Below are 21,413 nucleotides of genomic sequence, written 5' to 3'. Positions count from 1 at the left end.
ACGAGGAATACGGCCGCCGGAATGGACGTGACAATGCTGATTGCTAGAGTTCGCGGGGAAGTCCCTTGGCGTCGCTCTTCACCTGGAACGCGGAGATGATCTCCATGATGCCGATGGCGATGAGCCAGCAGCCCACCACCAGCGTCAGTGCGCTGATCGACGCGAACGGCACCGCGATGAGCCAGCCGCCGGCGATGGCGAGCAGGATGCCGAAGAAGATCGACCAGCCTCGACCCGGCATGCCCTCCGCCGCGATCGCCGTGACCAGCACGGTGACGCCGCGGAATATCCAGCCGATGCCGATCCAGATGGCCAGCAGCCAGATCGCGTTCAGTTCATCGCGGAAACAGAAGAAGCCCAGAATGAACGACAGAATGGCGCTGATGAACGCCAGAATGCGCATCCCGGTGCTGATATGCCCGCCGAAGGCGGCGATGAGCTGGAAAATACCGGAGACGATCAGATAAATACCGAAGAGGACACCCGCGACCACCAGGGTTTTCCCGGGCCAGACGAGGATGATGATACCGAGCGCCACCGAGAGAACGCCGGTGACCAGAATCCACTGCCAGGCACTGCGGGCCAGCATAGTGAGCGGCCCTTCCGACACTTCCTCTTTGCTGGTTGTCATGGCGACAGAATAAGCACAGGTGAGGTCATTGGCGGGGAGGTTGCCTTGTGTTGTAAGACCGTTGTGACCGGGAGCCACGCCCCTTCTGCGGTAGAGTAACTGAAGTTAACCGGGATTCTCATTGTTCCCGGCAGGACCGAAGAAGGAGCAGTCATGACCTCGGCCGTCATCGTCGACGCTGTCCGCACCCCGTCCGGCAAGGGCAAACCCGGTGGTGGCCTCTCGGATATCGCCCCGGCCACCCTGCTGGCGGGCGTGTTGGAAAGCCTCGTCGAGCGCACCGGAATCGATCCGGCACTGATCGACGATGTGATCGGCGGTTGCGTCACGCAGTCGGGTGAGCAAGCGGGCAATATCTCCCGCATCGCACTACTCGCGGCCGGGTTCCCGGAATCGGTGCCCGCCACCACCGTGGACCGGCAGTGCGGGTCCAGTCAGCAGGCCGCGCATTTCGCCGCCCAGGGCGTGCTGGCCGGTGCCTACGACATCGCCATCGCCTGCGGCGTGGAATCCATGTCGCGGGTGCGAATGTTCTCCAATACCCAGGGTGTCGACATCTACGCGCCCATCGCCGGGCGGTATCCGGAAGGGCTCGTACAGCAGGGTATTTCGGCCGAGGTCATCGCCGCCCGCTGGAAGCTGAACCGGGCCGCCCTGGACGAATTCGCCGCCCGCTCACACCGGCTGGCCGCCGAGACCGCCGCCGCCGGCGGCTTCGACCGGGAACTCGTCGCGGCCGGAACGCTCACCGCCGACGAGACCATCCGGGCCACCACCACGCCCGAGGGGCTGGCCGGACTGCGGCCCGCATTCGTCGACGAGCGGTATCGGGCGCGGTTCCCGGAGATCGAATGGTCGATCACACCCGGCAATTCGTCGCCGCTCACCGACGGGGCGTCGGCCACGCTCATCATGAGCGAGGAGAAGGCGAACACACTCGGCCTCACCCCGCGCGCCCGCTTCCACTCCTTCGCCGTGGCCGGGGACGATCCGCTGCTCATGCTGACCGCGGTCGTGCCCGCCACCCGCAAGGCGCTCGGCAAGGCGGGCCTGAGCATCGACGATATCGACGTCTACGAGGTCAACGAGGCGTTCGCGCCGGTGCCGCTGGTGTGGGCGCACGAACTGGGCGCGGACCCGGCCAAGCTGAATCCGCGCGGCGGTGCGATCGCGCTCGGGCACCCGCTGGGCGCCTCCGGCACCCGGATCCTGGCCACCATGCTCAACCACCTGGAGCAGACCGGCGGTCGCTACGGCCTGATGACCATGTGCGAGGCGGGCGGGCTGGCCAACGCCACCGTCGTGGAACGCCTCTGAGCGCTCCCGCAGCGGAGTCCATCTGGGTGTCGGTCGATCGCCGTAGGGTGAGAGCCGCTTCATCGGTGGTAGGAGGGCGAGCGGTGCGGGTGTCGTGGGATCAGGTGTTCGCGTGGCGGATGCGGCGGCAGTTCGTCGATCCGCGCGGCGAGGTCGGGGTCGTGGAGATCGCGCGGCGGCTGTGCGGGGTGCAGGCGCAGGTCACCTCCGCGGCCGAGACCGCGGTGGCGGTGCGGCGGTCGACGGGGGAGCCGGGCGCGGTGGTGCGGGCGCTGGACGAGGGCACGCTGGTGAAGACGTGGGCCATGCGGGGCACCCTGCACGCGCTGCCGCCCGGGTCGGCGGCGGCCGTGCTGTCGCTGATGGCGTCCGCGCGGACCTGGGAGAAAGCGTCCTGGCAGAAGGCTTTCGGGGCCACACCCGACGACGTGGCGGCGCTGGTGGAGGCCGTCTCCGGGATTCTCGACGGGGCGGTGCTGACCCGCGAGGAACTGGTCGCGGCGCTCACCGCGCAGCGGCGGTTCCAGTCCATGGTGGCCGAGCTGCGCTCGGGATGGGGTGCGCTGCTCAAACCGCTGGCCTGGCAGGGCGCGCTGTGTCACGGCCCCGCACAGGGCAATGCGGTCACCTTCACCCATCCGGCGAGCCTGATTCCGGAGTGGCCCGGCATTCCCGAACCCGATGCCGCCGCCCCGGAGGTCATCGCGGCGTATCTCGGCGCGTACGGCCCGAGCACGCCGGAGGCGTTCGACGCCTGGCTGTCCCGTGGCAGCATTCGCAAAGGCATTCTGCGGCAATGGTTCTCCGACCTCGGTGACCGCCTCACCACGGTCGACGTACAGGGGCGAGATGCCTTCATCCTCACCGAGCACGCCGACGAACTGGCGGCGACCGCGCCCGCCGCATCCGTTCGTCTGCTCGGCGCGTTCGACCAGTACGTCCTCGGCCCCGGCACCAAGGACACCGAACTGCTGTCCGGGGATCATCGGGCGAAGGTGAGCCGCACCGCCGGGTGGATCGCCCCGCTCGTGCTCGTGAACGGCCGCATCGCCGGAACGTGGGAGACCGACGCGGACGACCTCGTGGTCGCCATGTTCGACGATGCGCCGCTGCCCGAACTGAAGGCCGAGTTGCCGCACATCGCTCGGGCCACCGGTCAGCCGCTGACCCGCATTCGTTCCGCGTGAAAGATCGGGGAATTCTCAGGGTTCATACCGGATGCGCTGCGGCGGTACGGCTTTCTACCGTCGGTGCATGAGGATCGTGCCGATCGCCGCTGTCGCGCTGGCGCTGCTGCCCGTGGCCGCCTGCTCCGCAATCGATTCCGCCGCGGGGCCCACCGTGGCCGGGCCGCCGACGACCGTGTCGCCCGCTCGGGTGGAGCAGGTGCGCGCCGATATCGACGCGTTGGTGCGGTCGGGGATCGCCGGGGTGATCGCGACACTGACCGAGAACGGGCAGACGGTGACCCTCACCGCCGGTGTCGCCGACCGGGAGACAGGGGAGCCGATACCGCTCGCGCCGCCGCAGCAGGTGCGGGTGGGCAGTATCGCCAAGACCTTCGTGGCGGCACTGGTCCTGCAATTGGCGGCCGAGGGGCAGATGAGCCTCGACGAGCCGGTCGACACGTATCTACCCGGACTCCTGGTGGGCGACGGCGTGGACGGCAAGGCCATCACGGTTCGCCAGCTGCTCCAACATCGCAGTGGGCTACCGGAATTCAGCTCCGAACCGGAGATCGACGAGTACCGGGCGGGCCTGGAGGGACGCACGTTCACCCCCGCCGAGGAGGTGGCCATCGCGCTGCGGAATCCGGCGCAGTTCGCCCCCGGCGAGCGGTACGAGTACACCAATACGAACTACCTCGTGGCCGGAATGCTCGTCGAGAAGCTCACGGACAGGCCCTACGCCGAGGAACTGGCGCGGCGCATCACCATCCCCGCGCAGCTCCCCGATACGTATCTGCCCGCCACCGGCGAATTGGACATCCGGGGGCCGCATCCACACGGATACGCGCCCGTCGACGGCGTGCCCACCGATGTCACCCGCATCGAGCCGTCCGTGCCGTGGGCGGCCGGAGCCCTGGTCTCCACCGGCAACGACCTCAATCGCTTCTACGCCGCCCTGCTGGCCGGAAAGATCGTCGCCGAGGCCCAGCTGCGCGAGATGCTCGACGGCCTGCCCCGCGCCGCCGACGATCCCTTCCAGTACGGACTCGGCATCGGGGTCGCCGAACTACCCTGCGGCGCACGGTACTTCGGTCACACCGGGGGCATCTACGGCTTCATCACGGTCTCCGGCGCGACTCCGGAGGGCCGGGCCGTCACCATCACCATGACCGAGGTCATCGAGGAGCGCCAGGACACCATGAGCCTGCTGTCGCACGCCCTGTGCCCCTGACGCGGACGACCGTCGCGGGCTGTCGCACGACACACCGCTACCGACCGCGGTAGTCCGCGCAAGTGCGATCCATGCCCATGCTGGTAGTCTTGTCGGTAGTCTGCCGATGTGGCGATCGTGTGGTACTGGGCGTTGGCGCAGCTGCTGGCGAGGACCGGTGTGGACATCGACGAGGTGTTCGAGATGGTCAACGCTTGGCAAACCGGCACGCGGCGGGTTCGGCTCGAGCTCGCCACGGACACCGCGACCGGGCTGCGCACCTTCGTCATCTCCGGCCGCGCGGACAACGGCCGGGCCATCGCCGCCTACGCCCGCCACACCGGCCGCGACATCTACATCTTCGACGCGACCTATCTCACGGAAGAGCAGATCGCCGACTTCGAACGCTGGGAGGCGACCCACCATGACTGACCCGTTCCACGAGATGAGCCCCGCCGAAGTGGCGGCGATCAAGGACCGACTCGAACTCACCGGCGAGACAGTGACCGAGAAGGAGCTGGGGATCGCCATCGGCCCCGACGCCGAACCGGTGTTCGTTCCCCGTTCGATCAAGATGCCGTACGACCTGGACCGAGCGTGCAAGGCCCGAGCCACGGCGCTGGGCATGTCGCAGTCGGCGTATATCCGCTCGCTGATCGAGAACGACATCGCGACCGCCGGAATCGGCAAACAGCGGCCCGCCTGGGTACGCGAACTGCTCGCCGTGATCGCCCACCACGAGAACGACGACAGCCGCAAGGCATCCTGACCTGCCGCCAGACCGCAACGACCGGCTCGGCGGATCGCTTGAACCCCATCGACGATTGGACTACTACTTATTGTAGTAGAAATCGCAAAGGGGTTGGACGGCTGTGAAATACGCGCAATGCTGTGTAGTGGGTGGCGGACCGGCGGGGATGATGGCGGGGCTGCTGTTGGCGCGGGCCGGGGTGCGGGTGACCGTCGTCGAGAAGCACGGTGACTTTCTTCGGGACTTCCGGGGTGACACCGTGCATCCGTCGACGTTGCGTCTGCTCGACGAACTCGGGTTGGGGGAGAAGTTCGCGACACTGCCGCAGCGCAAGCTGGAGCGGATGCGCATGCACATCGGCGACCGCACCGTGGTGGCCGCCGACTTCACCCGGATTCCGGGGCCGCATCGGCACATCGCCATGGTGCCGCAGTGGGACTTCCTCAATCTGCTTGCCGAATCTGCGTGTGCGGAGCCGTCTTTCACCATTCGCATGGCGACCCAGGTGATGGGAACGCTGCACGAAGGCGACCGGATCGCCGGCGTCCGGCTGCGCGAGACCGACGGCTCCACCACGGAACTGCGCGCCGATCTCGTCCTCGCCTGCGACGGGCGCGATTCGGTGGTGCGGGACGCGGCGGGACTACGGCAGGACACCTTCGAGGTGCCCATGGACGTCTGGTGGCTGCGCATTCCGGCGGGCGCGGGGGACCGGCACGACGGTCAGGTCTTCGCCCGCTTCGAGGCGGGGCGGGCGGCGGTGACCATGGATCGCGGCGACTACTACCAGACCTCCTATCTGATTCCGAAAGGCGCGGACGCGCGGCTGCGCGCCCGGGGCATCGAGTGGCTGCGCGGCGAACTGGCCGAACTGTTCGGCTGGGGCGACGCGACGGTGGCCGCCATCGAATCCTGGGACGACGTGAAACTGCTGCGCGTCACCATGGGTCGGCTGCCCCGGTGGTACACCGACGGACTGCTGTGCCTCGGCGATGCCGCGCACACCATGTCCCCGGTCGGCGGCGTCGGCGTGAACCTCGCGATCCAGGACGCCGTGGCCGCCGCCCGCATCCTCGCCGCCCCGCTGCGCTCCGGCACCCTCACCACCGCCGACCTGGCGAAGGTGCAGAAGCGGCGTTGGCTGCCGACCGCCGCCGTCCAACGACAGCAATTCGGCGAACACGACATGCTGCTGCGCCCCTGCCTGGACGGCACCCTCGACGGTCTCCCCGCGCCCCTGCGCCTGCTGGAGCGGATTCCCGCCCTGGCCGGGCTCACCGCGTACTTCGGCGGAATCGGCATTCGCCCGGAGCGCACACCCGAATTCGCGCGGGGTGAGTCACCAGAGTAGAGCGGCTCGAGCCTGCGATCGAGCCGACTGTGGACGACCGAAATTCGGGTCGTAGCCGTTCATGTCGGCCGACAGCCCGGGCTCACCTCAGGTGCCGGGTGAAGAACCGGCCCGCCTCGTCCCCGGCGTAGTGCGGGACGCCGGTGTGCCCGCCCATATTGGCGTGCAATGTCTTCTCCTCGGAGCCGAAGGCGTCGAACAGGTCCAGGGCCATCTGCCGGTCGTTTCCTTCGTCGTCCCATTGCAGCAGAACATGCAGCGGAATGGTGACCTGCCGGGCCTCTTCGAAGATGGTGCGGGGCACATAGCTTCCGGAGAACAGCACGGCGGCCTCGATACGCGGCTCGGCCACCGCCAGCCGGGTACCGATGGAGATCAGCCCGCCCGAATACCCGACCGGACCGCGGATACCGGGCAGGGTGAGGACGGCGTCCAGGGTGGCCCGCCATTCGGCCACCGCCGGGTCGAGCAGCGGGAGGACGAGCCGGTCGATGATGTCGTCGGTGACCGGCCCACCTTCCGCCAGGGCCCGCCGCAGGTCGGCGACGGCCTGTTCGACCACGACATTCCGGGGTCGAACACCGCCGCCGGGGAGTTCGATGGTGACCGCGGAGTAGCCTCCAGCCACGGCGTTCCGAGCCCTGGCCAGCAGTCGCGGGTACACCTTCCGCAGCCCGAGTGGAGGAGGACCGAGCAGGATCAGTGGGGTCGGCGGGGCGGCGGATGCGGGCGTCCACAGGATGCCGGGGATCTCGCCGAGGGTGAATTCGCGTTCGAGGACGCCGTCATCGAAGCGCTGTTCAGCGGTGAATTGCATGGTCGTGCCTTTCGGGAGTGCATGAACGGAGCTCCCGGACGACCCCTATCGCCCGACCGTGACCCCGCAGGGGAGCACCCATGTCGATACTGCGTTCACGGGTACCACCTCCTCGTTCGTGCACGGCCTCCGAAAACGTAGCAGCGGCCGCCGCGGTCCGCCAACAGGTTATGCCGCGGTTGCGTCGCCAGCGGATGCGCACTGGAAACGATGGGCACAGGTATCGCGGTGCGTGCCTTTACGCACCGGATGCCAGTCGGGCGGGCAGATGGGGTGCCAGTGCCCCGATGACCGCCTCGCGACCGAGGTCGAGTGCGCGGCGGATGACGGTGGCATCGCGGCCGATGCGACCGATGGACGGCGAACCCGCGGGCGGGCGGATCTGGAGCACCGCCGGGTTCGCTGCTATGTCGGATTCCTCGCGCCGTTGGAGTTCGCCGCGGATCAGCCAGGAGTCGACGGTGCCGGGGGCGTGGCGGGACAGGAAGCGGGCGACCGTGCGGGTTTCCAGGCGGGAGGGGATGGTGGGTGGTTCATCGGCGCGGCGGGTGCGCAGCACCAGCGCGTGGGTCGCGCCTCGAGCGAAGGCCGTTCGCGCCGGGACGGATTCGGAGAGCCCGGCGTCCACGTAGCTGCGGTCGCCGAGGCGGACCGAGCGGCCCGCCAGGATCGGCAGGCAGGTGGTGGCTCGGAGAGCACGTTGCAGGGCGGGCGGGTCGGTGAGATACGGGTGCAGGTCGACGGCCGCGCCGTCGGCGGTGTCGGTGGCTATGGGGTGGAAGGTGATCGGGTTGGCCAGGATCGCGGGGAAATCCATGGGCACGATGTGCGCGTACACCGAGTGCACCAGGAAGCGGGTGTCGACCACCGGTCCGCCACGCAGGGCGCGGGCGGGGGAGATGACGCGGTTGATCACCGTGGGATGCCAGGCGCGCCAGGCGTCGGCCGCGCGCCCGCACAGCAGCCACGCGCCGTTGAGCGCACCGGCCGACGCGCCGTAGACCGCGTCGAAGCAGTCGGTCAGGCCCAGTTGCTCGAGTGCGGTCACCATGCCGTGCGAATACGCGCCGCGCGTGGAACCGCCCTCGATCACCAGGGCCAGCCGGGCGTCGTCGGTGCGCGCCCCGGGACGGCTGCCGTCGCGGTGCCGCTGGGCGATGAGAGCTGCGACGGTCACGGAGACACCCTCCAGGTTTGAGACATTACCTAGCATGTGTAGCACATGGTTGCGCGCAGTAGGCTGCGGCGAATGCGAACCGAACCCGCACGGAAACTCATCGACACGGTGGCCTGGGTGCGCATCGAGCGGGGCCGCATCCTGTGCGCCCGCCCGCGCGGGAAGGACGTCTTCTACATCCCCGGCGGCAAGCGCGAGGGCGCGGAAACCGATCTCCAGACGCTGCTGCGGGAGATCGAGGAGGAGCTGACGGTCGCGCTGCTGCCGGACACCGTCGACCATGTCGGCACCTACGAGGCGGTGCTGCCGGAGGTGGTGGTCCGGATGGCCTGCTATACCGCCGAATACACCGGGACGGTCGCCGCGAGCAGTGAGATCGACGAGATCGCATGGTTCACCTACGCACAGCGCGAGGAGGTGCCTCCGGTGGATCAACTGCTCTTCGACGACCTGGTGCGGTACGGCCTGCTCGCCGCCCGCTGACCGAACAATAGAACAGGTTGTCCACACCGACTCATCGGCCTTGGTGGCGACTCTGGTCAGAATCTAGAACATGTTCTACTGTGATGGGGACTACGTACCCGGACAGTGACCAGAGGAGTCCAGCACCCCATGCGTACCGAGATCTGCGACCGGTTGGGCATCGACGTCCCGATCTTCGCCTTCACCCACTGCCGCGACGTGGCCGCCGCGGTCAGCAATGCCGGCGGACTCGGCGTGCTCGGCGCGGTCGGATTCACCGCCGAACAGCTCGAGGTCGAACTCGCCTGGCTGGATGAGCACGTCACCGGCGTCTACGGCGTGGACCTGGTGATTCCGTCCAAGTACGAGGGCAAGGGCGTCGAGGGCCTGAGCCCCGAGGAGCTGGAAGCCAAACTCGCCGAACTGGTTCCGCAGGGCCACCGCGATTTCGCCGAGAAGATCCTCGACGACCACCAGGTGCCGCATCTGCCCGACGGTGAGAAGCACAACCAGCTGCTCGGCTGGACCGCCACCACGGTCGCCCCGCAGATCGAGGTGATTCTGAAGCACCCCAAGGCCAAACTGGTCGCCAACGCGCTGGGCACCCCGCCCGATGACGTGATCAAGCAGATCCAGGACTCCGGTCGCCTCATCGGCGCGCTGTGCGGTTCGGTCAAGCACGCGCTCAACCACAAGCGCGCCGGACTGGACTTCGTGGTCATGCAGGGCACCGAGGGTGGCGGCCACTGCGGCGAGGTGTCCTCGGTGGTGTTGTGGCCGCAGGTGATCGACGCCATCGGCGATATGCCCGCGCTGGCCGCCGGTGGTATCGCCGACGGCCGCCAGATCGCCGCGGCGCTGGCCATGGGTGCGGCGGGCGCGTGGACCGGTTCGCTGTGGCTGACGGTCGAGGAGGCGAATGTGCCGCCCGCCCAGATGCAGACCTACATCGACGCCAGCAGCCACGACACCGTGCGCTCGCGGGCGTGGACCGGCAAGCCGTGCCGCATGCTGCGCAACGACTGGACCGATGCGTGGGAGAACCCGGAGAACCCGGACCCGCTGCCCATGCCGCTGCAGATGATGGTGGCGCTCGACGGCGTCAAACGCGGCCACCGCTACCCGGAGGCCGCCAAGGACGTGAACTTCAATCCGGTCGGCCAGGTGGTCGGCATGATGAACAAGGTCGAGCGCTCCGCCGATGTGGTGCAGCGCCTCATCGCCGAATACCTCGAGGCGTGTGAACGGCTGAACAAGCTCAACAACGCCTGATACGTACCCCAGCGCGCCTCGGACACAGCGAGGCTCGCCGCACCGCCGAGTTCCGCACGGGTGGCACCCATACGGAAGGTGTGGCCAGCACCCTGCCGTCCGAGGCGTTCGCTCGTTACGTTCGATCCGTGTCCACCGTTCACCGCGCCCTGCGGGCCGCCGGCTACGCAGTCGCAGCGCTGCCGATCGCCTTCGCATCGGTCGACCGTCGGGTTCGGCTGACGCGCTGGGCGTTCGGGTCGGCGATCGAGATTCGACCGTCGGGCCCGCGGGCACGGACGCATACCGTGCTGGCCGCGGTGATCGGACTGCTCGCCTGGTTCGTCGCGCTCCCGGCCACCGCCACGACGGTGCGCGGCTTCGCGTATCCGCTCGTGACGAGCGGTGCGTACGGGGATGCATGGGGCGGGCCCACGCTCGCGGGCGCATGGGCGGTTCACGCCGCGGTGGGTATCGCGCTGCTGCCCGTGTGGGTGGCGCTGCTCGCCGGAATCGGCACCGTGCAACGGCATCTGGCCGTGCGCCTGCTCGACCGCGGCGGACCGTGGTGGCCGATTCCGGTGGCGGTGCTGGTGGGTGCGGTCGAGGCGGTCTATCTCCTCGCACTCGCGCAGGAGTGAAACGCCCGATTGCGGGTGTCGCCGGTTTGCTCTCGATCTCGTTGCGCCCCAAGATGTAGACAGCCCGTGTGTCGCCACAGTGTGAGAACCATCTCCGAACCGACCGTGCGGCTTGAAGTTTCGTCAGGTGGATTGCGACGGTGGTCGGAACATGTTGAAGAAGAAGTCGTCGCGCGCGCGGAAACTCATCCTGCCCCTGGCCATTACCGGCCTGCTCGTCCTGCTGGCATTCGTGCTCACCGTGGTGGGTGAGGAACCGGCACCCACCACGACCGACCCCGCCGGCCGGGTCGCCACGGCGCGCAGTCAGCTCGACGCGCTGCCGGTGCGGGACTGGGCGTCCAAGAACGGTTACGACCGTGAGAAATTCGGCTCGGCCTGGACCGATGACGTCAGCATCGACGGCGGCGGCAACGGCTGCGACACCCGCAACGACATCCTGGCCCGCGACCTCACCGACGTGAAACTGGACAGCGGCGGCTGCAAGGTGCTCAGCGGCACCCTCGCCGACCCGTACACCGGGCGGACCATCAAGTTCAAGCAGGGCCGCGAGACCAGCGCCGCCGTACAGATCGACCACATCGTCGCATTGAGCAACGCGTGGCTGACCGGTGCGCAGGAACTCTCCGCCGAACAGCGGCGCAACCTCGCCAACGACCCGCGCAATCTGATCGCCGTGGACGGCCCCACCAACCAGGGCAAGGGCGACTCCGATGCCTCGCAATGGCTTCCGCCCCGCAAGGACTACCGGTGCACCTACGTGGCGCAGCAGATCGAGGTGAAGGCCGCCTACCGCCTGTGGGTCACCCGCGACGAACGTGACGCCATGGCGCGGGTGCTGGCCACCTGTACGGCGGCCGCCCCCACCGCCGCACCGAGCACGACATCGACCGTGCACTACGCCAATTGCGACGAGGTCCGCGCCGCTGGAGCCGCACCGCTGCGCCGGGGCGAACCCGGCTACCGGCCCCAGTTGGACGGCAACGGGGACGGCATCGCCTGCGCGTAGCGGCCGGCGAACACCGCGGATGGCGGCCCGTCCGGCCGCCGCGGATCAGTCGCGCAGCGCGCCCCGCAGGGATTCGGCGCGCTGCTTGACCGCGTCGGTCATCCCCGCGAATCCCTGCCGCAGCGCACCGCCCATGATCGCGGTGACCACCGGACTGAGCCACCCGGCGAGGGCGAAGTGGGAATCGTAGCGGCAGCGGTCCGCGTCCAGCGCGGTGACGGTGTGCGAGCGCTCGCTGTGCAGGGTGCCCAACGGCACCGGCTTCATGGTGTAGCTGAATTCCTTTCCCGGCGTGTGGGACCGGATGAACTCCCGCTGGGTGCGCGGACGCGGGCCGATGAGCCGCACGCGCATATCGATGGGCGAGCCGGGCTCCAGCGTCGTCTCACAGCCGAGGACGAAGGGGTTCCACTCGCCGTAGCGGTCCACGTCGGTGAGCACCTGCCAGACCAGTTCGGCGGGTGCGTCGATCTCGACGCTCTTGTCGATCACCAAGGGCATGTCGGAACACTAGCGCACAAACTGGAACATGTTCACCCCGTGGTCGCGGGTCCGGGCCGGGGTGCGGCAGGGCCGCCGTTACGGTGGCCGAGTGGACGCGGTACGCCGGATGCTCGTCATCGCCTATGACGACGCGCAGATTCTCGATATCGCCTGCCCGTGTGGGGCTTGGGATCTGGCGAATCGGTTCGGGGCCGACCCCGGGTACGCGATCGACCTGGTCTCGGTGGGTGGGGGAGCGGTACGGACCTCAGCGGGCATTCCCATGGGCAGCGGCCGACTCGAAACCGTCGGCGGTGCGATCGACACCCTGATGGTCGTCGGCGGCCCCGGCGCCGATGCGGCCGCCGCGGACGGTCGACTCCTCGATCAGGTGCGGCGGGTGGCGCGCCGGTCGCGACGCATCGCGGCGGTCTGCACGGGGGCATCGCTGTTGGCGGCCGCCGGACTGCTGGATGGGCGGCGGGTGACCACGCACTGGGCCTACGGCGCGGACCTCACCGCCCGCTACCCGGAGGTGGCTGTGGATACCGCACCGCTGTACGTGCGCGACGGCGACGTCTACACCTCCGCCGGAGTGACCAGCGCGCTCGATCTGACACTCTCGCTCATCGCCGACGATCACGGCTCCGCCCTGGCTCGCGCCGTCGCCCGGGAGCTGGTCACCTACGTGCACCGTCCGGCCGATCAGGCACAGCTCAGCATGTACCTCGCCACGCCGCCGACCGAGGACCGGCTGGTCGACGAGCTGATGCGGTACGTGGCGAGCAATCTGGCGCAGGATCTTTCACCGCGCGTGCTGGCGGCGCGCGGCGGCGTCAGCACCCGCCACCTGTCCCGGTTGTTCCTCGCGCATCTGGGGACCACCCCGGCGCGGGCGGTGCGCGCGGCCCGCGCCGAGGCCGCCGCGCACCTGGTCCGGCACAGCGACCTGCCGTTGGCGGCCGTCGCCCGACGGTGCGGCTTCGCCTCGGCGCAGACGCTGCGGGCGGCGCTGTACGGGCACTACGGCATGAACGGGGACACGATCCGCAAGATGGCGGACATGCCGGTGGTCCGCACCGACATCGGCGACGACACTCCGGTGTCGTGACCGACTACTCGACCTTCTCCACGACATCGCATCCGCCGCGGCGAACGCGCCGACAGGTGCTGCGCGGCAGCGCGGCGCTGGCCGCGGCCGGACTCGCCACGACCTTCGCCGCCACGGCCCAGGCGAGGCCGGACGGTGCCGGGCCGGAGATCGGGATCGTGCTCTACGACGGCTTCAGCCTCCTCGATCCCACCGGTCCCGCCGAGGTGTTGTCCCGAATCCCGGGCGCTCGGGTGACGATGATCGCCGAGCGGCGCGGGCCGGTGCGCACCGACACCGGCGACGTGGCCGTGGTCGCCGAGCGGGCCCGCGCCGAGGTGGATCGGCTGGACGTCCTGCTGATACCCGGCGCCGGGAACCGCGGGACCACCGCCGCCATCCGCGATTCCGCGCTGCTGCAATGGATTCGGGAGATCGACGCCACCACGACCTGGACGTCCGCGGTCTGCACCGGTTCGGTGGTTCTCGCCGCGACCGGTCTGCTGGACGGACGGGAGGCGGCCACCTACTGGGCATCGGCCCCCTACCTCGAATCCACTTACCCGGTCACCTATCTACGGGACCGCTACGTCCGCTCCGGCAAATTCATCACGGCCGCAGGCGTTTCCGCCGGCCTGGACATGGCACTCTACCTAGCGTCCCTACTCACCGACGAGGACACCGCCCGCGCCATCCAACTCGCCATCGAGTACAACCCGAAGCCTCCCTTCGACTCCGGCGACCCCACCCGGGCCACCACCGACCTCCGCGACCGCGCACTGGCCGTCCTGGAACAATCCCAGACCTGATCGCCCGCGAACGACCCGCACCCGTCGGTATCGATTCACCCGCGCACGCGACGGGCGCTAGCGTCGATTCGTGACCCTCGCCGACCGTTACCCCCTCCTGCACGCACCGGCCCGCTGGGAGTGGGGTGGACTGGATGTCCGGTTCTCCACCGAGCCACCACCGGACGACCTGGTGACCAATATCCACGTGGTCTGCTTCGTCGGGGACCGGATCGTGCTGTGCCGAGACGATCGGGACGTGTGGCTGGTGCCGGGCGGGACCCGCGAGGCGGGGGAGTCGGTACTCGGCTGTGTCACAAGGGAATTGCGTGAGGAGGCGGGGGCTCGGCTCGCCGGGCCGCTGTGGCCGCTCGGTGCGCACTACGCGACCAGTGACCGGGCGCTGCCGTATCGGCCGTGGCAGCCGCATCCGCACAAGGCGTGGCTGTGGTGCGGAGCGGAGGTGGTCCTCGATACCGCGCCGACCAATCCCGATAACGCCGAACGGATCCTCGAGGTTCGAGCCCTGCCGGTAGCCGAGGCCGTCACGCTGGCGGCTACCGACGGGGAACCCATGGCCGAACTGTTGCAGTTGGCCGTCGAACTGCGCCGGGCCGGGCGGTCGGGATCGTCGACAGTCAGGTGAGCGCCGGTTCGACGGTGGGACTGTCGTCGACCCGCCCACAGCGTGGCCGCGCCGCCCGCCGCCTCATCGCACCCGCGGCGTCCTGAGCGATGGTTCAGTCCTCGGTCGGCGCTCGGTACTCCGCCTCGCGCACGGCGGCGGTCTCCCGGGGGTCGTGCACCGTCATCACCTCGTCACCGGTTTCGGTGTGGTGGTCCACGGTGTAGAACCGCACCTCGTGGCCGTCGGGATCGTGTAGCAGGGGCAGGATCCAGCCCTTGGTCGCGAAGTGCACCCCGGCGTGGCTCTCGCCGAGGGCGGTGAGGTGTTCGGCCAGCTCGTCGAGGCGGAACCGGTCCGATACGCCGATGGCGAAGTAGTCGAATCCCGCCGCCGCGGCGGCCTTTTCCGGGTCCAGGCGCAGCGCCAGCGGCGGACCGCCGTCGGGGTGGCGCAGGCCCACGCCCGCCAGCACACCGTTCTCGACGAATTCGACGTCGAGTTCGTAGCCCAGGCGGGTGCGGTACCAGTCGATGGATATCTCCAGGTCGGAGACTGGCAGTTTGAGGTGGTGCACACCGGCGAGTCGGGGGACCATCGCACACTCCTTCGCGTCTGCTCCCAGCGCACGCTCTCGAGGCCGTCTCGTCAAGAGGTCGGCGGCGCGCCGGATGGGAGGGCGGTCGCGATCAGGCGGCGGGTGGCGCGGTGCACGCGGTCGGTGTCACCGGTGATCCACCAGTCCTGAATGAGCCCGCGAATGCCGGAAACCAGCAGGGTGGCAGCGGATTCCGGGTCCTCCAGGGTGGGATCGACGCGGCGCAGGGCGGCGGCGATGGCGTCGACAACGACGCGGACGGCCGATTCGGCGTAGCCGCGGAAGGGACTGTCGGGCACGCAGGCCGCGCCCAGCACCTGGAGCAGCACCCGCAGGCTGGTACCCGCCGCCCCGCTGGTGTTGAGGGTGAACGCGTCGCCGAGGCGGTCCCGCAGGGCGTCCACGTCGTCGACGTCGGTGAACAGTGCGCCGATATCGGGCCGCTGGGTTTCCAGGGCGGCCACCAGCATGGCCTCCTTGCTGCCGAAATAGTGGATGAGCATGCGCGAGCTGGTGCCGAGGTAGTCGGCCAGCGGGCGCAGCGACAGTTCGATGAGTCCGTATTCCGCGATATAGGCGATCACGCCGGACAGCAGCTCGGCGCGACGGGCGTGGTCGAGGGGGCGGGGCACGGTTTGACTGTAGCGGACGCTACAGGTATCCATGACAGCCATGGGTGTAACAAGTGCTTCAGAAACTCGATCGGGTGGCCGCGGCGTGGTGGTGACCGCCATGGCCGCCACCACCTGCCTGGGCGCGGACCTGGACACCACCTGGGCGCGACTGCTGGCCGGTGACAGCGGAATCGGCGCGCTCACCGACGATTTCGTGTCCGAGTACGACCTGCCGGTGCGCATCGGCGGACGGCTCACGGCACGGCCGGGCGACCAGCTGACCCGCATCGAGCAGCGCCGCACCTCCTTCGTGCAGCAACTGGCCCTGGTGCTGGGACGACGGGTGTGGGCCGAGGCCGGTACGCCCGCGGTGGACGCCGACCGGCTGGGCGTGGCGATCGGCACCGGACTGGGCGGCGGCGACGCCCTGGTCGACGCCGTGGACCGGATGCGGGCGGGTGGCTACCGCAAGGTCCCGCCCATGACCGTCCCGATGGTCATGCCCAATGGCGCGGCCGCCACCGTCGGCCTGGAGGTGGGCGCGAAAGCCGGTGTGTACGCCCCCGTGTCGGCCTGCGCCTCGGGTGCGGAGGCCATCGCCCACGCCTGGCGGCTGATCACCACCGGCGAGGCCGACGTGATGGTGGCCGGTGGCGTCGAAGGACATATCGACGCCGTGCCCATCGCCAGCTTCGCCATGATGCGCGCCATGAGCACCCGCAATGGCGAACCGGCCCGCGCCTCCAGGCCGTTCGACCGGGACCGGGACGGATTCGTCTTCGGTGAGGCCGGGGCGGTGCTCGTCCTGGAGGCCGAAGAGCACGCCCGCGCGCGCGGCGCGCACGTGTTCGGCCGCATCCTCGGCGCGGGCATCAGCTCGGACGGCTACCACATCACCGGCACCGCGCCCGACGGCGACGGCGCGGCGCGCGCCATGCGCAAGGCCCTGCACTCGGCCGGACTTCGGCCCGACGACATCACCCATATCAACGCCCACGCCACCTCGACCCCCATCGGCGACGCCTCGGAGGCCCATGCCATCGCCGCGGTCGCGCCGCACGCCTCGGTCTACGCCCCCAAGTCGGCGCTGGGCCACTCCATCGGCGCGGCGGGCGCGCTCGAGGTGATCCTGACCCTGCGCACGCTGCGCGACGGAATCATCCCGCCCACATTGAATTACGAGAATCCGGATCCGGCGTTCGACCTCGATGTGGTGGCCGACAAGCCGCGCGAGGAGCGGCCGGAGTACGCGCTGAGCAATTCCTTCGGCTTCGGCGGACACAATGTCACCGTCGCCGTGGGCCGCTGACTAAGGCAGAGTGTCGATCTGCACCCGCGGATCGAGTTTGCGCAGGGTGTCGGGGCGGTCGGTGAGACACGGCCAATCCCGGCTCACCGCTTCGAGGGTGGCGTGTCCGGCCGGGATGAGCGCATCGGCGTCGGGGCGGTCCGCCAGCGCCGCGCCGAGGTGATCGCTGGCGGGACGGTCCAGCGGCTGGATGACGGTGTTGGGGAGATCCAGCAGAACCGAGAGGATGTCGAGCCGCACCGGCGAGATGAGTGCGCGGGCGGCGGCCAGGGCGGTGGCCGGGACGATGATCGTATGTCCCGCGTCCGCGGTCGCCCACACCACGGATTGCACATAGGCCACGCGATGCGCCCAAGCGGTGAGCGCTGCCGTATCGAACACGATGCCGCCGAGCGTGGAACCGGTCAGCGGCCCCTGGGCCGGGGCGGTCACGCGGCACCGGCGCGATCGCCGGGATCCTCCTCCTCGGATAAGGGCGGCAGTCCCTGCACCGCCCGTGCCTTGTTGATCAGATCGAGCGGGGGACGGCCACCGAATACCTCTTCGATCCGGGCCAGCGACTGTGCCCGGTCCACCCGGGCCTTCACGGATTCGGCGACGAACGCGGAGACCGATTCGATCCGGCCGCTGCGCCGCCAGTCGTCGAGGGTGGTGGCGATTTCCTCCGGCATCGTCACGGTGATCTTGCGGGTGCGACGCTCTCTCGCCATACCGAGATGCTACCGGGGTAGGTGAGGTCGGGGGAGTACGCGACGCCGCGCGAAACCTGCCGGTCGCGTGGGGATCGGGATTCGATACCGTTGCGATCGGCCCGTATCGCACGGGTCTGCCCGTTTCGAGACAGTTAGGTAAGGCCACGGATGGATGACAGCTCGATCGCGTGGATCGACGGTGCGCTCGTCACCGTCGATCAGCGCGCGCTGCCGCGGGAACTGCGGGAGCTGCGGATCACGACGGTCGACGACCTCATCGACGCCATCACCACACTCGCGATTCGCGGCGCTCCGGCGATCGGGGTGTCCGGTGCGTTCGGTGTGGTGATCGCGGTGCGCACGCACACCCGCGATGGGGTGGTGGATGTCGAGCGGGTGCGAGCGGAGGCGCAGCGCATCGCCGACGCCCGGCCCACAGCGGTCAACCTCGCCTGGGGTGTGCGGCGCGCGCTGAGCAGGCTGGCCGAGGGCGCGCAGGCCGTCTTGGACGAGGCGCTGGAGATGCTGGCCGAGGACGGCCGGGTGAATCAGGCCGCCGCCACCCACGCCGCGGACCTGGTGCTGCGACTGTCGCCGAACCGGCCGCTGCGCATCCTCACCCACTGCAATACCGGCCGCCTCGCCACCACCGCGGTGGGCACCGCCCTCGGGGCGCTGCGGGTGCTGCACGAGCGCGGCGCGCTGGCCGAGGTGATCGTGGACGAGACCCGGCCGCTGCTGCAGGGGGCGCGGCTCACCGCCTGGGAGCTGGCGCAGGCGGGCATTCCGCACCGGCTCACCATCGACTCGGCCGCCGCCTGGGCCATCGCCACCGAGGGCATCGACGCCGTCATCGTGGGCGCGGACCGGATCACCGCCGACGGCGCGGTGGCCAACAAGATCGGCACCTACATGCTGGCGCTGGCCGCGCGCCATCACGGGATCCCGTTCATCGTGGTCGCGCCCGAATCCACCCGCGATATCGCGACCGCGTCGGGCCGCGACATCGTGGTGGAGCAGCGCGCCGCCGCCGAGGTGACCGGCTTCGGCGGGGTGCCCACCGCGCCCGAGGGCACCCGCACCTTCAATCCGGCCTTCGACGTGACGCCGCCGGAACTGGTGACCGCGGTGGTCACCGAATACGGTGTGCTCGAGCACCCGGGTGAGGTGCGCACGGCGGCCGACGCGCAGACCCAGAAGGTGTACCGCCAGGCCCCGGCCGACACCAATGGCGCTGGCGGGCACAGCGGTTCGACGCTCACCGGGACGACCCCGCGCCCGGCGACCGAGCCCACCGAGGCGGGCTCCGACCACCCGCCCGCCACCGAGACCACCGAAGGTGGTCTGCCCAAACGCATTCCCTCCGAGGCGAGCCTCGAATCGCGTGCCGAGACGGCCGAACCGCCCGCGGCCAGTCCGCAAGCGTCTCCCGGCGAGGCCGCCACCGACGAATACCTCGCCGCGCTCACCCGGTCGGTCACCGAACTCACCCGCGCCACCCCTGCCGAACCCGGAGCCGGGCGCGAGATCGCGGCCCTGGCCCGCGGCCTCTACGCCAGCGGCTGGATGCCCGGTACGGCCGGCAATATCTCGGTACGCCAGGGTGTTTCGGCCGTCATCACGGCCAGCGGCCTGTCCAAGGGCGAACTCACCGACACCGATACGGTGACCGTCCGCGTGGCCGACTCCGAGCCCGCCCTGCCCTCCCGCCGCCGACCGTCGGCGGAGACCACCATCCATACGGCCGTCTACCGCACCACCCCCGCGGCGGCGGTGGTCCACGTCCACCCGCCGCACGCCACGGCGCTGTCGGTCGGCGCGGCCGCGGGCAGCGTGCGGTTCTCCGGCTACGAGCTCATCAAGGGGCTGGGCGGAACGAACCCGCACACCATCGACATTCCGGTCTTCCCGAACCACGCCGAGGTGCCGCGGATCGGGCGCGATATCGAGCGCTATCTGCTCGATCACCCGGATGCCCCGCCGGTGCTGTTCATCGCCGGGCACGGCATCACCGCCTGGGGCGCCTCCCTGGCGCAGGCTCGCGACCGCGCCGAATGCCTGGAAGCGGTGTGCGAATTGGCCAGTCTGACCGGTCACCGGGAGATTCCGGTGGGCGACAATGGTTCCGAGGAGGATCCGACATGACACTGCTGCAGGTGATGCCCGATGCGGCGGCCGACGAGGTGACGCTGCGCACCGACGACGATGCCGTGATCGCGGCCGAACTCGGCAAGCGCGGCATCGTATTCCAGCGCTGGCCGCTCATGACCGGGCTGGACGCCGCCACGCCGACCGACGACATTCTGGCCGAATACGCCGGTCATATCGCCGAACTCAATGCCGACGGCCGCTACAAGCACATCGATGTGGCGCGCATCCATCCCGATGACGGCGATCCGGAGTGGCCCGCCAAGGCCGAGGCGGCCCGCACCAAATTCCTCGACGAGCATCGGCACGCCGAGGACGAGGTCCGGTTCTTCGTGGCCGGACAGGGCTGCTTCTATCTGCATCTGGGTGACGAGGTGCTGGCGACCGTCTGCACCGCGGGCGATCTGGTCTCGGTTCCGGCGGGCACCCTGCACTGGTTCGACATGGGCACCCGGCCGGAGTTCGTGGCCGTGCGGTTCTTCGAGGAGGAGGACGGCTGGATCGGTGATTTCACCGGCGACAAGATCTCGAGCGGCTTCCCGACCCTCGACGAACTCACCGCATGATCACCACCGTCGTCCTCGACATCGAGGGCACCACCAGCCCGACCGACTCCGTGCGGGAGGACCTGTACGGTTACACCCGCGAGCGGCTGCCGGACTGGCTCGCCGACAATGTGGGCGGCGCGGCCGATCCGATCATCGCGGCCACCCGGAAGTCCGCGGATCGGCCCGAGGCCGGACCCGCCGAGGTGGCCGAGATCCTCATCGGCTGGCTGAACGCCGATGTGAAGGCAGAGCCGCTCAAGGCCGCGCAGGGCAGCATCTGCGCCGAGGGGTTCCGGTCGGGTGCGCTGCACGGCGAGTTCTTTCCGGATGTGTCAGCGGCGCTGCGGGAATGGCGGGCCAGGGGGCTGGAGCTGTACATCTACTCGTCGGGTTCGGTGCGCAATCAGAAGGATTGGTTCGAGTTCGCGCGCGGCGGTTCGCTCGCCCCGCTGATCAGCGGACACTTCGACCTGTCCAGCGCCGGTCCCAAGCGAGAGGCGTCCTCGTACGAGAAGATCGCGGGCGCGATCGGGGTACCGGCCCACCGCATCCTGTTCCTGTCGGATCATCCGGACGAGTTGGATGCCGCCGTGGCCGCCGGATGGTCGGTGCGGGGCGTGAGCCGACCAGGCGAGCCCCATGCGCCACGGCCGCCGCACCGCTGGATCAGCGACTTCGGCGACGTGGATCTGGGCTGATCGTGGATCCGGTCGGCGTGGACCTGGGCTGAGC

General features: G+C 69.5%; 25 protein-coding genes. 17 read left to right on the top strand and 8 right to left on the bottom strand.

Features of this window, described 5'->3' with window-relative positions:
- Positions 1-43: 43 nt before the first annotated feature.
- Complete coding sequence (locus tag QJS31_RS21675; RefSeq protein WP_306357551.1) at positions 44-709, bottom strand: HdeD family acid-resistance protein; 666 nt, start codon at positions 707-709, stop codon at positions 44-46.
- Positions 710-784: 75 nt separating this feature from the next.
- Here QJS31_RS21675 and QJS31_RS21670 point away from each other — a divergent pair, with 75 nt between their 5' ends.
- From QJS31_RS21670 to QJS31_RS21645, 6 genes are all read left to right on the top strand, one after another.
- Entirely contained in the window at positions 785-1,948 is a 1,164-nt protein-coding gene (locus tag QJS31_RS21670; RefSeq protein WP_282778559.1) for a thiolase family protein, read from the top strand.
- An 83-nt stretch (positions 1,949-2,031) separates the two neighbouring features.
- Positions 2,032-3,135, top strand: coding sequence for a winged helix DNA-binding domain-containing protein (locus QJS31_RS21665; protein ID WP_306357550.1), 1,104 nt, complete (start codon positions 2,032-2,034; stop codon positions 3,133-3,135).
- Between the two features lie 67 nt (positions 3,136-3,202).
- On the top strand, positions 3,203-4,348 hold the full coding sequence (locus QJS31_RS21660) for a serine hydrolase (protein WP_282786155.1): 1,146 nt from the start codon (positions 3,203-3,205) through the stop codon (positions 4,346-4,348).
- A 108-nt stretch (positions 4,349-4,456) separates the two neighbouring features.
- On the top strand, positions 4,457-4,759 hold the full coding sequence (locus QJS31_RS21655) for a hypothetical protein (RefSeq protein WP_282786156.1): 303 nt from the start codon (positions 4,457-4,459) through the stop codon (positions 4,757-4,759).
- Positions 4,752-5,096 carry a hypothetical protein gene (locus QJS31_RS21650; protein WP_282786157.1) on the top strand — a complete coding sequence of 115 codons (345 nt, stop codon included), beginning with the start codon at positions 4,752-4,754 and terminating at the stop codon, positions 5,094-5,096. The genes QJS31_RS21655 and QJS31_RS21650 overlap by 8 nt, the downstream gene beginning before the upstream one ends.
- Positions 5,097-5,199: 103 nt before the next feature.
- Positions 5,200-6,429, top strand: coding sequence for an FAD-dependent oxidoreductase (locus tag QJS31_RS21645; RefSeq protein ID WP_306357549.1), 1,230 nt, complete (start codon positions 5,200-5,202; stop codon positions 6,427-6,429).
- An 82-nt stretch (positions 6,430-6,511) separates the two neighbouring features.
- Here QJS31_RS21645 and QJS31_RS21640 read toward each other — a convergent pair whose 3' ends face one another.
- Positions 6,512-7,246, bottom strand: coding sequence for an alpha/beta hydrolase (locus QJS31_RS21640; protein ID WP_306357548.1), 735 nt, complete (start codon positions 7,244-7,246; stop codon positions 6,512-6,514).
- A gap of 238 nt (positions 7,247-7,484) precedes the next feature.
- Complete coding sequence (locus tag QJS31_RS21635) at positions 7,485-8,423, bottom strand: patatin family protein (protein WP_306357547.1); 939 nt, start codon at positions 8,421-8,423, stop codon at positions 7,485-7,487.
- A gap of 72 nt (positions 8,424-8,495) precedes the next feature.
- On the opposite strand from QJS31_RS21635, the gene QJS31_RS21630 reads away from it, so the two are divergent.
- From QJS31_RS21630 to QJS31_RS21615, 4 genes are all read left to right on the top strand, one after another.
- On the top strand, positions 8,496-8,906 hold the full coding sequence (locus tag QJS31_RS21630; protein WP_282785527.1) for an NUDIX domain-containing protein: 411 nt from the start codon (positions 8,496-8,498) through the stop codon (positions 8,904-8,906).
- Positions 8,907-9,035: 129 nt separating this feature from the next.
- Positions 9,036-10,157, top strand: coding sequence for a nitronate monooxygenase family protein (locus QJS31_RS21625; protein ID WP_306357546.1), 1,122 nt, complete (start codon positions 9,036-9,038; stop codon positions 10,155-10,157).
- A gap of 128 nt (positions 10,158-10,285) precedes the next feature.
- Positions 10,286-10,777: a hypothetical protein gene (locus tag QJS31_RS21620; protein ID WP_306357545.1), complete on the top strand. Its 492-nt coding sequence runs from the start codon at positions 10,286-10,288 to the stop codon at positions 10,775-10,777.
- Positions 10,778-10,928: 151 nt separating this feature from the next.
- Positions 10,929-11,786 carry a DUF1524 domain-containing protein gene (locus tag QJS31_RS21615; protein ID WP_306357544.1) on the top strand — a complete coding sequence of 286 codons (858 nt, stop codon included), beginning with the start codon at positions 10,929-10,931 and terminating at the stop codon, positions 11,784-11,786.
- A 45-nt stretch (positions 11,787-11,831) separates the two neighbouring features.
- Here QJS31_RS21615 and QJS31_RS21610 read toward each other — a convergent pair whose 3' ends face one another.
- Complete coding sequence (locus QJS31_RS21610) at positions 11,832-12,287, bottom strand: SRPBCC domain-containing protein (protein ID WP_282785523.1); 456 nt, start codon at positions 12,285-12,287, stop codon at positions 11,832-11,834.
- A gap of 28 nt (positions 12,288-12,315) precedes the next feature.
- Between QJS31_RS21610 and QJS31_RS21605 the strand changes: the two genes are divergently transcribed.
- The 3 genes from QJS31_RS21605 to QJS31_RS21595 all read left to right on the top strand — a co-directional run bounded on the left by QJS31_RS21605 (position 12,316) and on the right by QJS31_RS21595 (position 14,793).
- On the top strand, positions 12,316-13,380 hold the full coding sequence (locus tag QJS31_RS21605; protein ID WP_306357543.1) for a GlxA family transcriptional regulator: 1,065 nt from the start codon (positions 12,316-12,318) through the stop codon (positions 13,378-13,380).
- The gene (locus QJS31_RS21600) at positions 13,377-14,168 is read left to right on the top strand and encodes a DJ-1/PfpI family protein (protein ID WP_306357542.1); all 792 of its coding nucleotides are present in this window, start codon (positions 13,377-13,379) and stop codon (positions 14,166-14,168) included. Before QJS31_RS21605 ends, QJS31_RS21600 begins: the two co-directional genes overlap by 4 nt.
- A gap of 70 nt (positions 14,169-14,238) precedes the next feature.
- On the top strand, positions 14,239-14,793 hold the full coding sequence (locus QJS31_RS21595; RefSeq protein ID WP_306357541.1) for an NUDIX domain-containing protein: 555 nt from the start codon (positions 14,239-14,241) through the stop codon (positions 14,791-14,793).
- 94 nt (positions 14,794-14,887) lie between these two features.
- Here the strand turns inward: QJS31_RS21595 and QJS31_RS21590 are convergent, their stop codons facing one another.
- Complete coding sequence (locus QJS31_RS21590; RefSeq protein ID WP_306357540.1) at positions 14,888-15,370, bottom strand: VOC family protein; 483 nt, start codon at positions 15,368-15,370, stop codon at positions 14,888-14,890.
- A 50-nt stretch (positions 15,371-15,420) separates the two neighbouring features.
- Positions 15,421-16,002, bottom strand: coding sequence for a TetR/AcrR family transcriptional regulator (locus QJS31_RS21585; protein WP_306357539.1), 582 nt, complete (start codon positions 16,000-16,002; stop codon positions 15,421-15,423).
- Positions 16,003-16,042: 40 nt separating this feature from the next.
- On the opposite strand from QJS31_RS21585, the gene QJS31_RS21580 reads away from it, so the two are divergent.
- Positions 16,043-17,293 carry a KasA/KasB family beta-ketoacyl-ACP synthase gene (locus tag QJS31_RS21580; protein WP_306357538.1) on the top strand — a complete coding sequence of 417 codons (1,251 nt, stop codon included), beginning with the start codon at positions 16,043-16,045 and terminating at the stop codon, positions 17,291-17,293.
- On the opposite strand, the gene QJS31_RS21575 is transcribed toward QJS31_RS21580, so the two are convergent.
- Complete coding sequence (locus tag QJS31_RS21575) at positions 17,294-17,725, bottom strand: hypothetical protein (RefSeq protein ID WP_051037282.1); 432 nt, start codon at positions 17,723-17,725, stop codon at positions 17,294-17,296.
- On the bottom strand, positions 17,722-18,003 hold the full coding sequence (locus tag QJS31_RS21570; RefSeq protein ID WP_051037283.1) for a hypothetical protein: 282 nt from the start codon (positions 18,001-18,003) through the stop codon (positions 17,722-17,724). The genes QJS31_RS21575 and QJS31_RS21570 overlap by 4 nt, the downstream gene beginning before the upstream one ends.
- A 150-nt stretch (positions 18,004-18,153) precedes the next feature.
- On the opposite strand from QJS31_RS21570, the gene mtnA reads away from it, so the two are divergent.
- The 3 genes from mtnA to mtnC are packed head-to-tail and all read left to right on the top strand — an operon-like array spanning position 18,154 to position 21,379.
- On the top strand, positions 18,154-20,130 hold the full coding sequence (mtnA, locus tag QJS31_RS21565; RefSeq protein ID WP_306357537.1) for an S-methyl-5-thioribose-1-phosphate isomerase: 1,977 nt from the start codon (positions 18,154-18,156) through the stop codon (positions 20,128-20,130).
- A complete protein-coding gene (locus QJS31_RS21560; RefSeq protein WP_306357536.1) occupies positions 20,127-20,699 on the top strand; it encodes an acireductone dioxygenase in 573 nt (190 codons plus the stop codon). Before mtnA ends, QJS31_RS21560 begins: the two co-directional genes overlap by 4 nt.
- On the top strand, positions 20,696-21,379 hold the full coding sequence (gene mtnC, locus QJS31_RS21555) for an acireductone synthase (RefSeq protein WP_306357535.1): 684 nt from the start codon (positions 20,696-20,698) through the stop codon (positions 21,377-21,379). The genes QJS31_RS21560 and mtnC overlap by 4 nt, the downstream gene beginning before the upstream one ends.
- Positions 21,380-21,413: the final 34 nt, after the last annotated feature.

Origin of the sequence: Nocardia sp. CC213A (assembly GCF_030766805.1) — a bacterium.
GTDB lineage: Bacteria > Actinomycetota > Actinomycetes > Mycobacteriales > Mycobacteriaceae > Nocardia > Nocardia otitidiscaviarum.
The sequence above is the reverse complement of the archived record's forward strand: the minus strand, read 5'-3'. Positions and strand labels throughout refer to the sequence as shown.

Bases quoted from the DNA above. Each gene is read 5' to 3' on its own strand.
- QJS31_RS21670 (WP_282778559.1), top strand. From the start codon at position 785: ATGACCTCGGCCGTCATCGTCGACGCTGTCCGCACCCCGTCCGGCAAG.
- QJS31_RS21660 (WP_282786155.1), top strand. From the start codon at position 3,203: ATGAGGATCGTGCCGATCGCCGCTGTCGCGCTGGCGCTGCTGCCCGTG.
- QJS31_RS21650 (WP_282786157.1), top strand. From the start codon at position 4,752: ATGACTGACCCGTTCCACGAGATGAGCCCCGCCGAAGTGGCGGCGATC.
- QJS31_RS21640 (WP_306357548.1), bottom strand. From the start codon at position 7,246: ATGCAATTCACCGCTGAACAGCGCTTCGATGACGGCGTCCTCGAACGC.
- QJS31_RS21630 (WP_282785527.1), top strand. From the start codon at position 8,496: ATGCGAACCGAACCCGCACGGAAACTCATCGACACGGTGGCCTGGGTG.
- QJS31_RS21625 (WP_306357546.1), top strand. From the start codon at position 9,036: ATGCGTACCGAGATCTGCGACCGGTTGGGCATCGACGTCCCGATCTTC.
- QJS31_RS21615 (WP_306357544.1), top strand. From the start codon at position 10,929: ATGTTGAAGAAGAAGTCGTCGCGCGCGCGGAAACTCATCCTGCCCCTG.
- QJS31_RS21610 (WP_282785523.1), bottom strand. From the start codon at position 12,287: ATGCCCTTGGTGATCGACAAGAGCGTCGAGATCGACGCACCCGCCGAA.
- QJS31_RS21605 (WP_306357543.1), top strand. From the start codon at position 12,316: ATGTTCACCCCGTGGTCGCGGGTCCGGGCCGGGGTGCGGCAGGGCCGC.
- QJS31_RS21590 (WP_306357540.1), bottom strand. From the start codon at position 15,370: ATGGTCCCCCGACTCGCCGGTGTGCACCACCTCAAACTGCCAGTCTCC.
- QJS31_RS21580 (WP_306357538.1), top strand. From the start codon at position 16,043: ATGGGTGTAACAAGTGCTTCAGAAACTCGATCGGGTGGCCGCGGCGTG.
- QJS31_RS21570 (WP_051037283.1), bottom strand. From the start codon at position 18,003: ATGGCGAGAGAGCGTCGCACCCGCAAGATCACCGTGACGATGCCGGAG.
- mtnA (WP_306357537.1), top strand. From the start codon at position 18,154: ATGGATGACAGCTCGATCGCGTGGATCGACGGTGCGCTCGTCACCGTC.
- QJS31_RS21560 (WP_306357536.1), top strand. From the start codon at position 20,127: ATGACACTGCTGCAGGTGATGCCCGATGCGGCGGCCGACGAGGTGACG.
- mtnC (WP_306357535.1), top strand. From the start codon at position 20,696: ATGATCACCACCGTCGTCCTCGACATCGAGGGCACCACCAGCCCGACC.